Source organism: Streptomyces caniferus (assembly GCF_009811555.1).
In the GTDB taxonomy this organism is placed as follows: domain Bacteria; phylum Actinomycetota; class Actinomycetes; order Streptomycetales; family Streptomycetaceae; genus Streptomyces; species Streptomyces caniferus.
On record NZ_BLIN01000002.1, the window covers coordinates 1008787 to 1021508 of the forward strand.

Sequence of the window (12722 nt, forward strand, 5' to 3'; positions counted from 1 at the left end):
GCCGCTCGGCGCATGGACGGTTGATGCGACGGGTATGCAGTAAGGCTTTCCGCGCACCGTCATCCGGCCGCCATCCGCTGAGTGAACGGCAGTCGCTGCACGTCGCGGGCGGTGCCGGTGACCCCGTCGAGAAAACCCTGGGCGCGCGGCGAGGCGTGGGCCGTCAGCCACTCCGGGTCGATGTCGCAGACCGCGACCTTGACCTCGGTGCCCAGCAGGGCGAGCGGCAGGGTGTGCACGACGGTGGAGGGGAAGCTGACGATCAGCCGCCCGATGGGGCCGCGCCGGGCGATCAGTTCCAGCGGCAGGTCGGGGCGGACGATCTCCAGCCCCGTTTCCGCCACGAGCCGGCGCAGCTTGTCGGCGCTCTCCTTGCGGTGCGCGAAGTAGCGGGTGGCGCCGTGCGCACGGGCCAGCGCGCCGACGGCCGCAAGGTAGCGGTCGGCGTCCACGACCCCGGTCTCCACCAGCGAGGTGCCGACGATGTCGGCGGCGCGGGTGAGCCGGGGCGGGCCGAAGCGGCCGCGGGTCCAGGCGAACTCGTTGGTGGTGACCTCGACGCCCGGCGGTGCGTCGACGGGCATCGAGCTGAACAGGCCGACGCTGCGCCGGCCGCCCTCAGGCTCCGGGGTGAGCCGGCGCCGGGCGGTGGCCGAGAACGGCGCGAAGACCAGGTCCCGCGCCCCGCGGCCGCTGCCGTTGCGGTGCCAGCGCACCAGCCGCTCGCCGCGGGCGAGTTGGGAGATGAACTCCATGGTGGCGGTGCCGTCGTCGACCACGACCAGATCGCGCGCCTTGGTGAGGCTGAGCAGCAGCTGGACGTAGCGGGAGAACGGGTCGCCGATGACGATGCGACGGGCGCGGCGCAGCAGCGGGGTGAGCCCGCCGATGGTGCGCATCGGCGCGGTCGGGCCGCCGCGGGCCTCTTCCCAGCGCACCGTATGGCCTTCGTCGCGGGCGAGTTCGGCCATCCGGCGCAGCTGTCCGCGGGTCATCGGGTCGTGCGGGGAGAGCACGACGACGGTGAGCGCGGTGGCCCGTGCCGTGTGCGCCCATTCCAGGGTGTTCAGCAGCTGCACCGGGCTCTCGACGAACGCGAGGGTGCCGGTGCCCCGGGCGGGGGCGTCGGGTCCGCTGCCGGCGCGTGCGGGCCGTTTGCGCTGCCGCGGCACCCCCAGGAGACGACGGGCGGGAGAACCCGTCGTCTCCTGGGGCGGGACCCCGGCGCCGGGCGTGACGGACCCGGCGCGGGTCCCTTCGGGTGAGCTCACCATCGCTCCCGTCGGTCGGCGGATCCGGCCGTCAGACCGCCGCCGGCTCGGCGCCGGCCTCGGCCTCGGCCACCACACCGGCGACCCGGCGCAGCTTCTTCATCGGGCCGAGCTCGCTCTCGTAGACCTTCTTGACGCCGTCGCCGAGGGACTCCTCGATGGTGCGGATGTCGCGGACCAGGCGGGTCAGGCCGCCGGGCTCGACCGAGGCGGCCTGGTCGGAGCCCCACATCGCGCGGTCGAGGGTGATGTGGCGCTCGACGAAGGTGGCGCCGAGGGCGACGGCGGCGAGGGTGGTCTGCAGACCGGTCTCGTGGCCGCTGTAGCCGATCGGGACGTTGGGGTACTCGTCCTGCAGGGTGTTGATCATGCGCAGGTTGAGCTCCTCGGCCTTGGCCGGGTAGGTGCTGGTGGCGTGGCAGAGCAGGATGTTCTCGCTGCCCAGGACCTCGACGGCGTGCCGGATCTGCTTGGGGGTGGACATGCCCGTCGAGAGGATGACGGTGCGGCCGGTGGCGCGCATGGCGCGCAGCAGGTCGTCGTCGGTGAGCGAGGCGGAGGCGACCTTGTAGCAGGGCACGTCGAACTTCTCCAGGAAGGCGACGGACTCGACGTCCCACGGGGAGGCGAACCAGGCGATGCCGCGCTTCTTGCAGTACTCGTCGATGGCGCGGTAGCCGTCCTCGTCGAACTCCACGCGGTGGCGGTAGTCGATGTAGGTCATCCGGCCCCAGGGGGTGTCGCGCTCGATGTCCCACTGGTCGCGCGGGGTGCAGATCTCCGGGGTCCGCTTCTGGAACTTGACGGCGTCGCAGCCGGCGTCGGCGGCGGCGTCGATCAGCGCGAAGGCGTTCTCCAGGTCACCGTTGTGGTTGATGCCGATCTCACCGGTGACGTAGACGGGGCGGCCGGGGCCGGCCTCGCGGTTGCCGAGGTTGCGGATGCGGGAGTTGCTGCTCATGGGGAGGTTTCCTTCGTGTCGATCAGGGGGTGTGCGGTGGAACAGGGGTGTGCGGGGGTCTTTGTGGGTTACAGGGACGGGCCCAGCAGCCAGGCCGCGATCTCTCGGATCGCGCCGCTGCCTCCGGGCGTCGCGGTGACCGCGCGGGCGGCGCCGCGCACCACGTCGTGTGCGTTCGCGACCGCCACGGGCCAGCCGACGAGGTCGAAGCACGGGAGGTCGTTGACGTCGTTGCCGACGTAGAGCACGCGCTCGGGCGCGATGCCCGCTTCCTCGCACCACTGCTTGAGGGCGAGGTCCTTGCGGTCGATGCCGTGCAGGACGGGCACCCGCAGCTTGCGGGCCCGTGCGGCGACGACCGGGTTGGTCTCCGAGGACAGGATCAGCAGCTTCAGCTCCGCCTTGCGCAGGGCGGCGATGCCGAGGCCGTCGCCGCGGTGCACCGCGACGATCTCCCGTCCGTCGGCGTCGATCAGCACCCGGTCGTCCGTCTGGGTGCCGTCGAAGTCGAGGACGACGGCGTCGATGTCGTCGAGGGCCGGCAGGGCACCTGGGCGCGGGGCGTCCAGCAGCGGTGCCAGTGCGCGGGCGCGGGCCAGGTCGTGCGGATCGTCGATCTCCAGCACCCGGGCGGGGTCGGTGCGCACCAGCTCGGTGCGGCCGAAGAAGCGGTGTCCCGCGGCGCGGAAGCCGGCCGCGTCCATGGCGTAGGCGGCGCCGGTCTCCAGCAGGTCCTGGGGGCGGTCCTGGCGGCGCGGCCGGAAGGACTTGTCGTGGTTGACGCCGTAGCCGCCGGCGGTGGTGACGGGGGCCGGGGCGGTGGCGGTGGGCCCTGCGGGCACCGCGGCGCCCGCGGGAGCCGTGCTCATGTCCGCGTCATCGGCGGCGTCGCGCCAGACGAAACCGTGGAACGGTGCCGCGGTCAGCGCGCTGTCGGCGCCGCCCTCGACGACCGCGGCGGCCACCCCGTCGATGTCCTCGCGGACGATGAAGGGGCTGGTGCACTGGACCAGCAGCACCGCGTCGACCCGGGCGCCGTGCTCGGCCTCGTAGGCGTCCATGGCGTGCAGGACGGCGGCCTCGCTGGTGGCGGTGTCGCCCGCGATGTCGCCGGGGCGCCGTACGACGACCGCTCCGGCGCCGCGGGCCGCGGCCGCTATCCCGGCGTCGTCGGTGGAGACCACGACATCGGTGACCAGGCGGGCGGCGCGGCATTCGCGGACCGCGCGGGCCACCAGGGGCACTCCCCCGACGGCGGCGAGGTTCTTGGCGGGCACGCCCTTGGATCCGCCGCGGGCGGGGATGACGGCCACCACGGTCGGCGGGCTGCTCTGCGGGTTCGGCGGCATTTCGGGCTCCTTCCGGGGGCCGTGCGGGCTCCGGGGGCTGGCGGGCGGCGGGAGGGTCACAGCTGCCCCCAGCGGCGGATGGCGGGGGCGACGCGCTGGACGCCGTGGCGGTAGGCGCCGCGGGCGGCCTCGCGGACCGTCTCGCGGGCGACCCGGCGCAGTCCGCCGGTCTCCTCGGGGGCCTCCGCGTAACCGGCCAGCGGCTCGCCGTGCGGGTCCAGGCCGTGCCGGGCGAGGATGCCGGGGAGGTAGCCGGGTGCGGTGCGGGGTGTGTAGTACGGGGTGATCGGCGGCAGCCGGTCGGCGGTGCGCAGCTCGGTGACCCGGGCGCGGGCGGCGTCGAAGGCCTGCTCGTAGTCCCCGTGGGCGGCGACGCCCTGCCGGGCCAGCCACTGTGCGTCGGGCTCCGGGCGGTGCCCGGCGTCCAGCTCGTCCCAGGAGGCGAGGCAGCCGGAGCCGAGGAAGTGGTGGTTGCCGAGGATCTCGCGGACGCCGAGGTCGGTGAGGACGGCGGTGGGGATGCCGCGGTGCAGCGACTCCAGGGCGGCGGTCGAGCTGACCGTCACCATCAGGTCGGTGCGGTCCAGGACCTCGCCCATGTTGCCGTACACCAGGCGGCAGTTGGCGGGGAGCCCGCCGGGGGCCTTGGCGGCGAGCTTCTGGTAGGGCAGTTCCTCGATGTGGGTGGTGTGCTCGCCCGGCTTGCTGCGGAGCTTGATCAGCACCTCGCGGTCCGGGTGCCGGCGGGCGTGCTCGACCGCCCGGCGCAGCAGGTACGTCCGGTCCGTGCGGCTCTCCGGGACGGAGGGCTGGGCGGCGAACACCACGGTGTACGGGTCCTGCGCGCCGGTGTCGCCGTCGCGGCGGTAGCGGTCGCCGCCGAGGAACGGCAGGGCGCATTCGACGACGCTGCCGTCGTCGGCGCCGACGCCGCGGTAGACCTCGCGGAACCGGTCCGCGTCGTGCCGGGAGTTGGCGAGGACGACATCCGCGCCGTGCCGCAGCAGCAGCCCGTCCGCGAGCTTCTCGTAGACCACGCCGACATAGCCGGTGACGACGACGGGGCGGGCCCCCTCCCCTCGCCAGGCGCGGGCGAGGCCGTGCAGCATCGCCTGCACCGCACCGCCGACGCAGGCCAGCACGACGACGTCGTAGCGCGTACCGTCGAGGGACCGCACGCTGTCCTGCATCTGCTCCAAGAAGGCGACGCCCCTGATTTCGCGCAGCGAGTCCGCACGGGCACCGACCTCGTCGAGCTGTCGGACCGTGGGGGTGGCGCGGCCGCGGAGAAGGTAGCCGTCGAGCCGGATGTCCGATTGGATTCGGTACGCTGTCAAAGCGCCCCATTTCCATCGGGTATCCGAGTCGGCGAGCACGGCGACCCGCGGCGAAGAGTAGGTACGTGATGGCACGTCGAAGACGCTAGGAAGCCATTCCGTTTGGCGGGCCAACTGGGTCGCAACAAAGGGTTAACAGCGGGTCGACGAATGGCTAACCAGCCCGATTGCCGACCTGGTTAACCATCCCGCCATTCTTCGTTCACCTTGAGGTACGCACCCGGTAAAGACGAATGCCGCCTGCGCGCCTAACGTCACCCGGGTGGTTAAGCTCTCCGTCATCGTGCCGTTCTACAACGTGCAGACATACGCGCCCGACACCCTGAAAAGCCTGGCGGCCAACGCCCGCGAGGACTTTGAATTCCTGCTCGTCGACGACTGTTCCCGCGACGAGACCCCGGAGATTCTCGCGCGAGCCGAGCGCGAGCTGCCGGGTGCCAGACTGCTGCGGCACGAACAGAACGGCGGCCTGGCCACCGCCCGGAACACCGGTCTGGACGAGGCCCGCGGCGAATACGTCACCTTCCTGGACGGCGACGACTGGCTCGCCCCCGGCTACTACTCCCAACTCCTCGGCACCATCGAAGAGTTGGGTTGCGACTTCGTCCGTACCGACCATGTCCAGTGCACCGCCCGCGCGCGCACCGTCCACCGCGTCCCGCACGGCCGGCGCGGGGTGGTGATGGACCCGCGCGAGGTGATCCTGCCCGCCGACCGCTCCACCTCCGTCGACTACGCCTACGCCTGGGCCGGGATGTACCACCGCCGGCTGCTGGACGAGGGGGTACTGCATTTCCGGGACGGGCTGCGCACCGCGGAGGACCGCCCGTGGATCTGGCGACTGCACCGCGAGGCGAAGTCCATGGCGGTGGTCGGACTGCTCGGAGTTTTCTACCGGCGCGGAGTGGCGTCCTCGCTGACCCAGATCGGGGACGTGCGGCAATTGGACTTCATTCGCGCCTTCGATCAGGTGATCGAGGAGACCGCACAAGATCGCGATGCGGAATTCCTGCTGCCCAAGGCGGTGCGCACGTATTGCGCGATCATTTCCCACCACCTCGGTTCGATCGAACGTTTCGAACCGCAGGTCGCCCGTAAATTGCGCGCGATGAGCGCAGCGGCCATGAAACGCATGCCGCAGGACGTACTGAAGGAAGCCCTGGATTCGATGGATGTGCAGCGCGCGTCCCGGCTGCGGCGGCTGCGCCGTCGCCCTGTCCCGGCGGAGGTCGCCGCCTGATGTCCACCCGACCGCGTACCCAGATCTTCATGGCGTCCACGCTCTACGGTGCGGCGACGCTCGCCGCCGCGCTGGACGCCGACTGCTTCGCCCCGGCCGACCGCCGTCTGCTGCTGCTCAGCAACAACGCGACGACCCCGGAGACCACCGCGTCGCTGGACACCATGCCCGGCTTCGAGCGGCTGCGCGGCCGCTTCGACCGGGTGCTGTCGTGGAACGAGACGATCAGCCCGTTCCACCCCGGCGGCTGGTCGCCGCGCGCGGACGACGTCCCGCTGTGGGAGCGGCATCTGCGGCTGCTGTGGGGCCTGGGCGACGACCACATCGAACTGGTCGTGGAGTCCATCCAGGTCAACCCGGCCCTGGCCCTCGCCCAGCTGTTCCCGGACGCGCCGATCGACGTCTATGCCGACGGGCTGATGAGCTACGGGCCCACCCGCAACAAGCTCGACCCGCTGGTCGGCACCCGCATCCACCGGCTGCTGCACCTGGACCTGGTGCCGGGCCTCACGCCGCTGCTGCTCACCGAGTTCGACGTCGCGCCGCAGACCGTGCCGACCGACGCCTTCACCAAGGTGCTGGCCGAACTCTCCGACGCCAGTGGCGAGGTGACGGTCCCCGAGGGCGGCGCGCTGCTGCTCGGCCAGTACCTCTCCGCGCTGGGCATCCTCACCCCCGAGGAGGAAGAGGACCTGCATGTGCGGATGGTGCGCGGCGCCGCCGAGCGCGGCCACCGCGAGATCGTCTTCAAACCGCACCCGTCCGCGCCGGCCCGCTGGTCGCGGCTGCTGGAGCGGGAGGCCGAGAAGCTGGACATCGCGCTGACCGTGCTGGACACCCCGGTGCTGGCCGAGGTGCTCTACCAGCGGATGCGGCCCGCGCTGGTCGTCGGCTGCTTCTCCACCGCGCTGCTGACGGCGGCCACGTTCTACGGCCTGCCGACCGCGCGGACCGGCACCGGCCTGCTGCTGGAGCGCCTCACGCCGTACCAGAACAGCAACCGGGTCCCGGTGACGATCGTGGACGCGCTGGTGCCCGACCTGGGGGACCGCAGCGCGCGCCCGCGCGCCTTCGCCACCGCCGAGAGCATCGAGGGCCTGGTCGCCGCGGTCGGCTATGCGATGCAGCACCAGATCTATCCGCAGCTGCGGCCGGCCGCCGAGCGCTACCTCGCGGCCCATCTCGACCAGGTCACCTGGCGCTACTTCAAGCGCCGCCGGCTGACCGCGCTGGCGCTGCCCGGCGCGCTCCCGTCCCAGTTGTCGTTCATTCCGCGCAATGCCACCGTGCGCAGGGTCGCGCGCCGGGCGCGGGCGGTGCAGCGGCGGCTGAAGAGGCGGGCCGTGTTCGGATGAGCACGCCCCAGCTGACGGCCGGCGCGCCGCCCGTCGCGCCGGATCCCGTCACCGCCGCCCCGCAGGCCGCAATACGGGGGCGCAGCCGCGGAGGTCCGTCGCGGCTGCGCCCCCTGGACGGGCTGCGGCTGCTCGCCGCCCTGATGGTCGCCGCGTACCACTACGGCGGCCGCAACGGCGAGATAGCGCAGGCCTGGGGCGGCTCGCCCGCCCATCAATTCCCCACCGCGGCACCCCTGTTCGCCTACGGCTGTCTGGGCGTGCAGATCTTCTTCGTGATCAGCGGCTTCGTGATCTGCCTCAGCGGCTTCGGCCGGACGCTGCGCGCGTTCATCGCCTCCCGCGTCTCCCGCCTCTACCCGGCGTACTGGGCCGCGATCCTGCTGGTGACCGCGGTCTTCGCGCTCCCCTGGGTCGCCTACAAGGCGCTGCCGCCCAGCGAGGTGCTGACCAACCTGACCATGCTGCAGCAGCCGTTGGGCGTGGACCGGGTGCTCGGGGTGTGCTGGACCCTCTGGGCGGAGATGCGCTTCTACGCCCTCTTCGCGCTCTGCGTGGTGCTGCCCGGCGCCACCCGCGGCCGGGTGGTGCTCTTCTGCGCGGGCTGGACGCTGGCCGGGGCGCTCGCACAGGCCGCCCACCAGCCCTTCCTCGACACCGTCCTGATGCCCGAGTACGCCCCGTTCTTCATCGGCGGGGTGGGCCTGTACCTGCTGCACCGCTACGGCGCCCGCGATCCGATCGCCTGGGCGATAGTGCTGGTCAGCTGGCTCATCGGCCAGCATTACGCGGTCGCCGGGCTGTGGCACGCACCGTCGGCCACCGCGTTCTCCTACCGCTCGACGGCCGGCATCATCGCCGTCGTCACCCTCGGCTTCGCCCTGGTCGCGGCGGTCGCGCTGGGCAGGCTGCGGTGGGCGAACTGGCGCTGGCTGACCGTGGCCGGCGCGCTGACCTACCCGTTCTATCTCGTGCACGAGCACCTGGGCTGGGTCGTGGTGCGGGCACTGCACCACGGCCTCGGGCTGCCCTCGTACGCGACGCTGCTGCTGACCGTCGGCCTGATGCTGCTGCTCGCGTGGGCGCTGCACCGCTTCGTCGAACGTCCGCTGACGCCCGTGCTGAAGCGGTCGATCAACCCGCGGCGCTGAGTCCGGGCGGCCGGCCCACGGCGCAGAGTGCGGGCGGCCGCCCGGCCGGCGGACCGCTCAGCCCGCCGCGTCCGGGCCCAGGGTGGCCTCGATCCCCGCGACGATGATCCGCAGCCCGGCCTCGAAGCTCTGCTCGATGTCGCCGAACAGCACCGCGCCGACCTGCGCCGCGAGCGGATAGTCGGGACCGAGCCGCCGCTCGCGCTCGGCCTGGTCGTAGGCCGGGTCGCGGGCGTCCGGCCGGCCGGGCACCGGGTGGACCGACTGCTCCTCGATCACCAGGCCCACGGTGTAGTTGTACGCCGTCCACCAGGCCCGCGCCGCCTCGCGCAGGGGGAAGCCCGCATCCGTGAGGCGGACCATCAGGGAGTCGAGCGGCCCGGCGGCGCTGTCGTCGGTCATCCTCGTCCCGCTGAAGACCTTGCCGCCGTCGCGGTAGCCGAGCAGCTCGCTGCGCATCGCCCGGCAGGCGGAGACGACCGTTTCCTGCCAGGTACTGCCGTACGGGTCCGCGCCGGGCTCTCCGGCCACCACCGGCCCGGCCATCCGCCGGAACATCTCGGTGGCCATCTCGTCCAGCAGTTCCTGCTTGTTCTTGAAGTGCCAGTACAGGGCGGGGGCCTGGACGTTCAGCTCCTTGGCGATACGCCGGAGCGTCAGCCCGTCGAGGCCGACCTCGTTCAGCAGCCGCAGTGCGGTGTCCACGACCTGTTTCCGGTCGATGCGCGAAACCATGTTGACAACTTAACACCGTTAAAGCCATGCTCTGAACCATGGAACTTAACAACGTTAAGGAAGCCTTCGGCACCGCCCTGCCCGACGACGGCACTGCGGTCGACGTACTGATCGCCGGCGCGGGCCCGACCGGCCTCGCCCTGGCGATCGACCTCACCCGCCGCGGCGTGCGCACCCTGCTCGTCGAGCGGCAGGAGCAGCTCTCGCCCGGCGCCCGCGGCAACGGCATGCAGCCGCGCACCCAGGAGGTCTACGACGACCTCGGGGTACTCGACGCGGCCTTCGCGGCCGGTGGCCGCTACCCGAAGACCGCCCGGTGGGAGAACGGCGAAATCGTCGAGGTCACCGAGGTGATCGAGCGGGTCGACCCGACACCCGACAGCCCGTACTCCAACGCCCTGATGGTGCCGCAGTACCGCAATCTGGAACTGCTGCGCGCACGGCTGCAGGAGCTCGGCCAGGACGTGGTGTTCAACACCGAACTCACCGCGTTCGACCAGGACTCCACCGGCGTGACGGCCCGTCTGCGCCACACCGACGGGACGGAGCGCACGGTGCGCGGGGCCTATCTGGTCGCCTCCGACGGCGGGCGCAGCACCGTGCGCCGCGCGCTGGGCATCAAGATGAGCGGTCCGGAGCTGGAGCCGGTCGGCGTGCTGCTCGCGGACGTCCGGGTGGACGGCCTGGACCGCGACCACTGGCACCGCTGGGAACTGCCCAACGGCGGCTTCGTGGGCATGCTCCCGCTGGCCCGCACCGACCGCTTCCAGACCATGATCGCGTCCTTCAACGGCACGACGGACACCTCACCCGAGACGATCCGCGCCCAGCTCGCGGCCCACACCCACCTCGCCGCCGAGCAGATCCGCGAGGTCCTGTGGTCCTCCCTCTTCCGCCCCCGGGCGGGCCTGGTCGACAGCTACCGCACCGGCCGGGTCTTCCTCGCCGGCGACGCCGCGCACATCCACTCCCCCGCGGGCGGCCAGGGCCTGAACACCAGCGTCCAGGACGCCTACAACCTCGGCTGGAAGCTCGGCCAGGTACTGCGGCACGGCGCCCCCGACAGCCTCCTCGACACCTACGAGACCGAGCGCCGCCCGATCGCCGAGGGCATCCTCGACACCAGCACCCGGCTGCACCGCTCCCGCGAGCTGCGCCGCGGCCGCGACCTGCACCAGCTCGGCATCGGCTACCCCGACAGCCCGCTGACGCACGAGCTGCGCACGGACCTCGCCGAGGGCATCCCCGCCGCGGGCGACCGGGCCCCCGACGCCCCGTGCACCACGGCCGACGGCACGCCCGCCCGGCTCTTCGACGCCTTCCGCGGCCCGCACTTCACCCTGCTCGACCTGGGCGGCACCGGCGTCGACGACAGTGCGCTGCCCGCCGACCCGGCCCTGCTGCGCCTCGTCCGCGTCGGCGGCCCGGCCCCGGACCTGATCGACACCGACGGCCATATCCGCGACGCCTACGGCCCCGACGCCGCCGTCCTCCTCATCCGCCCCGACGGCTACCTCGCCGTCGCCGCCCCGCCCGAGGACGCGACGGCGCGGGTGACCGAGGCCCTGGGTGCGTACCTCGGCGCGGGCGCGGTGGCGGCGGCCCGCTGAGCGCCACCGGCCGGTGCGGGGGCCGGCCGGCGGGTCACGATCCCGCCCCCGCAGCGGTGAGCAGCGCCTCCGCCTCGTCGCGGGCCCGGCCGATCGGGTCGGGGAAGACATCCAGGCCGTGGGCGACCAGGGCTCCTTCGTGCAGGAGCATCAGCGCCCGGCCCAGCCGCTCGGCCCGGCCGGGCGCCGCGGCCCCGGCCAGATCGGTGAACAGCGCGAGCATCCACTGCTTCTGCGCCGTGATGATCGCGTACGCGGGGTGCGACGGATCGCTGATCTCGGCATGGGCATTGACCATGCTGCACCCCTTGGCACTGTGCTCGGCCGACCAGTCCCGCGAGGCGTCGAAGACGGCCAGCACCCCCGCCGCGGGCGACGGCCCCACGGCGTCGAGGTACGGCGCCAGAAAGGCCCGCCAGCGCTCATCGCGGTCCGCGAGGTACTCCACGACGATCTGCTCCTTGGAGCCGAACCTGTCGTAGAGGGTCTTCTTCGTCACCCCGGCCTCGGCCGCGATCAGGTCCACCCCGACGGCGTGGATGCCGCGCTCGTAGAACAGCCGCCCGGCGGCCGCGAGGACGCGGTGCGCGGCGGGCGTCATGGTGATCCGTCGAGGCGTCTGCGCAGTACCCATGGCCAAAAGTATACCGATCTGTATAGTGAAAGGAGAAGTAGACAGATCGGTTTACTGAAAGGGATCGGCATGCGCTTCCTGCTCTCGGCCGCCTTTGTCCTCTGCTGGAGCTCCGGCTTCATCGGGGCCAAGCTCGGCGCCGGCAGCGCGCCCGCGGCCACCCTCCTGATGTGGCGGTTCCTGCCGCTCGCCGCCGTCCTCCTCCTGGTGTCGGCCACCGCCGCCCGCGCCTCGTGGCGGCACCTGACGGCACGGGACCTGGCCCGGCAGGCCGCCGTCGGCGCACTCTCGCAGAGCGGCTACCTCTTCACCGTCTACTCCGCGATCCAGCTCGGGGTCTCCAGCGGCACCACGGCCCTGATCGACGGCACCCAGCCCCTGGTGGCCGGGGCGCTCGCCGGGCCGCTGCTGCGCCAGTACGTCTCCCGCCGGCAGTGGCTCGGGCTGTGCCTGGGACTGGTCGGCGTCGTCCTGGTGACCTGCGCCGACGCGTCGGCCGGCGCGGACGTGAGCCGGTGGGCCTACCTCGTCCCGTTCCTCGGGATGTCCTCGCTGGTGGCGGCCACCTTCCTGGAAGGCCGTTCGCGCACCCGGGTCGCACCGTCGGTGTCGATGACCGTCCACTGCGCCACCAGCGCCGTCCTCTTCACCGCCCTCGCCGCCGGCACCGGCACCCTGCGGCCGCCCGCCGCGCCCTCGTTCTGGGTCGCGGTCTGCTGGCTGGTGACGCTCTCCACCTTCGGCGGGTACGGGCTGTACTGGCTGATCCTCCGGCGCTTCGGCGTCACCGAGGTGAACACCCTGATGTTCCTGATGGCACCGGTCACGGCGCTGTGGGGAGCCGCCATGTTCGGCGAACCGTTCGGCCCGCAGACCGCCGCCGGACTGGCGGTCGGCCTCGCGGCGGTCGTCCTCGTGCGCCGCGGCGCGGGGCCCTCGGCCGCGGGCCCCGCCGGGAATCGGCCCCCACGCGCACGAGGCCGTACCAGCGGTGATCCGCTCGTACGGCCTCGTGCCGGGGACAGGCGCCTGAGGGGGGTGGGGCGCCCGGGACGGTGATCCGTCCGGAAAGAACAGCG

Annotated in this window: 11 protein-coding genes; 5 read left to right on the top strand and 6 right to left on the bottom strand. The window is 72.6% G+C overall.

The window, feature by feature from the left end; translation table 11 throughout:
* Positions 1-59: 59 nt before the first annotated feature.
* From Scani_RS06300 to Scani_RS06315, 4 genes are all read right to left on the bottom strand, one after another.
* On the bottom strand, positions 60-1172 hold the full coding sequence (locus Scani_RS06300) for a hypothetical protein (protein ID WP_159471795.1): 1113 nt from the start codon (positions 1170-1172) through the stop codon (positions 60-62).
* Positions 1173-1302: 130 nt separating this feature from the next.
* Positions 1303-2232, bottom strand: a complete 930-nt coding sequence (locus Scani_RS06305) for an N-acetylneuraminate synthase family protein (protein ID WP_159470809.1) — start codon at positions 2230-2232, stop codon at positions 1303-1305.
* A 68-nt stretch (positions 2233-2300) separates the two neighbouring features.
* A complete protein-coding gene (locus tag Scani_RS06310) occupies positions 2301-3581 on the bottom strand; it encodes an acylneuraminate cytidylyltransferase (protein WP_159470811.1) in 1281 nt (426 codons plus the stop codon).
* A gap of 56 nt (positions 3582-3637) precedes the next feature.
* Positions 3638-4993: a DUF6716 putative glycosyltransferase gene (locus tag Scani_RS06315; protein WP_159470813.1), complete on the bottom strand. Its 1356-nt coding sequence runs from the start codon at positions 4991-4993 to the stop codon at positions 3638-3640.
* A 187-nt stretch (positions 4994-5180) separates the two neighbouring features.
* On the opposite strand from Scani_RS06315, the gene Scani_RS06320 reads away from it, so the two are divergent.
* The 3 genes from Scani_RS06320 to Scani_RS06330 are packed head-to-tail and all read left to right on the top strand — an operon-like array spanning position 5181 to position 8664.
* Positions 5181-6158 carry a glycosyltransferase family 2 protein gene (locus Scani_RS06320; RefSeq protein WP_159470815.1) on the top strand — a complete coding sequence of 326 codons (978 nt, stop codon included), beginning with the start codon at positions 5181-5183 and terminating at the stop codon, positions 6156-6158.
* The gene (locus Scani_RS06325) at positions 6158-7513 is read left to right on the top strand and encodes a polysialyltransferase family glycosyltransferase (RefSeq protein WP_159470817.1); all 1356 of its coding nucleotides are present in this window, start codon (positions 6158-6160) and stop codon (positions 7511-7513) included. The genes Scani_RS06320 and Scani_RS06325 overlap by 1 nt, the downstream gene beginning before the upstream one ends.
* Positions 7510-8664, top strand: coding sequence for an acyltransferase family protein (locus Scani_RS06330; protein WP_159470819.1), 1155 nt, complete (start codon positions 7510-7512; stop codon positions 8662-8664). Before Scani_RS06325 ends, Scani_RS06330 begins: the two co-directional genes overlap by 4 nt.
* Before the next feature lie 57 nt (positions 8665-8721).
* On the opposite strand, the gene Scani_RS06335 is transcribed toward Scani_RS06330, so the two are convergent.
* Positions 8722-9399 (bottom strand): TetR/AcrR family transcriptional regulator C-terminal domain-containing protein, encoded by a 678-nt coding sequence (locus tag Scani_RS06335; RefSeq protein ID WP_159470821.1) that lies wholly within the window; start codon positions 9397-9399, stop codon positions 8722-8724.
* Positions 9400-9437: 38 nt separating this feature from the next.
* Here Scani_RS06335 and Scani_RS06340 point away from each other — a divergent pair, with 38 nt between their 5' ends.
* Entirely contained in the window at positions 9438-11009 is a 1572-nt protein-coding gene (locus tag Scani_RS06340) for an FAD-dependent monooxygenase (RefSeq protein WP_167538031.1), read from the top strand.
* 34 nt (positions 11010-11043) lie between these two features.
* Here Scani_RS06340 and Scani_RS06345 read toward each other — a convergent pair whose 3' ends face one another.
* Positions 11044-11643, bottom strand: a complete 600-nt coding sequence (locus Scani_RS06345; protein WP_159470822.1) for a TetR/AcrR family transcriptional regulator — start codon at positions 11641-11643, stop codon at positions 11044-11046.
* Between the two features lie 69 nt (positions 11644-11712).
* On the opposite strand from Scani_RS06345, the gene Scani_RS06350 reads away from it, so the two are divergent.
* Positions 11713-12702, top strand: coding sequence for a DMT family transporter (locus Scani_RS06350; RefSeq protein ID WP_159470824.1), 990 nt, complete (start codon positions 11713-11715; stop codon positions 12700-12702).
* The last annotated feature ends 20 nt before the right edge of the window (positions 12703-12722 follow it).

Coding starts and splice junctions, on each gene's coding strand:
- Scani_RS06340 (WP_167538031.1), top strand. CDS start 9,438: ATGGAACTTAACAACGTTAAGGAAGCCTTCGGCACCGCCCTGCCCGAC.
- Scani_RS06345 (WP_159470822.1), bottom strand. CDS start 11,643: ATGGGTACTGCGCAGACGCCTCGACGGATCACCATGACGCCCGCCGCG.
- Scani_RS06305 (WP_159470809.1), bottom strand. CDS start 2,232: ATGAGCAGCAACTCCCGCATCCGCAACCTCGGCAACCGCGAGGCCGGC.
- Scani_RS06335 (WP_159470821.1), bottom strand. CDS start 9,399: ATGGTTTCGCGCATCGACCGGAAACAGGTCGTGGACACCGCACTGCGG.
- Scani_RS06325 (WP_159470817.1), top strand. CDS start 6,158: ATGTCCACCCGACCGCGTACCCAGATCTTCATGGCGTCCACGCTCTAC.
- Scani_RS06330 (WP_159470819.1), top strand. CDS start 7,510: ATGAGCACGCCCCAGCTGACGGCCGGCGCGCCGCCCGTCGCGCCGGAT.
- Scani_RS06350 (WP_159470824.1), top strand. CDS start 11,713: ATGCGCTTCCTGCTCTCGGCCGCCTTTGTCCTCTGCTGGAGCTCCGGC.
- Scani_RS06310 (WP_159470811.1), bottom strand. CDS start 3,581: ATGCCGCCGAACCCGCAGAGCAGCCCGCCGACCGTGGTGGCCGTCATC.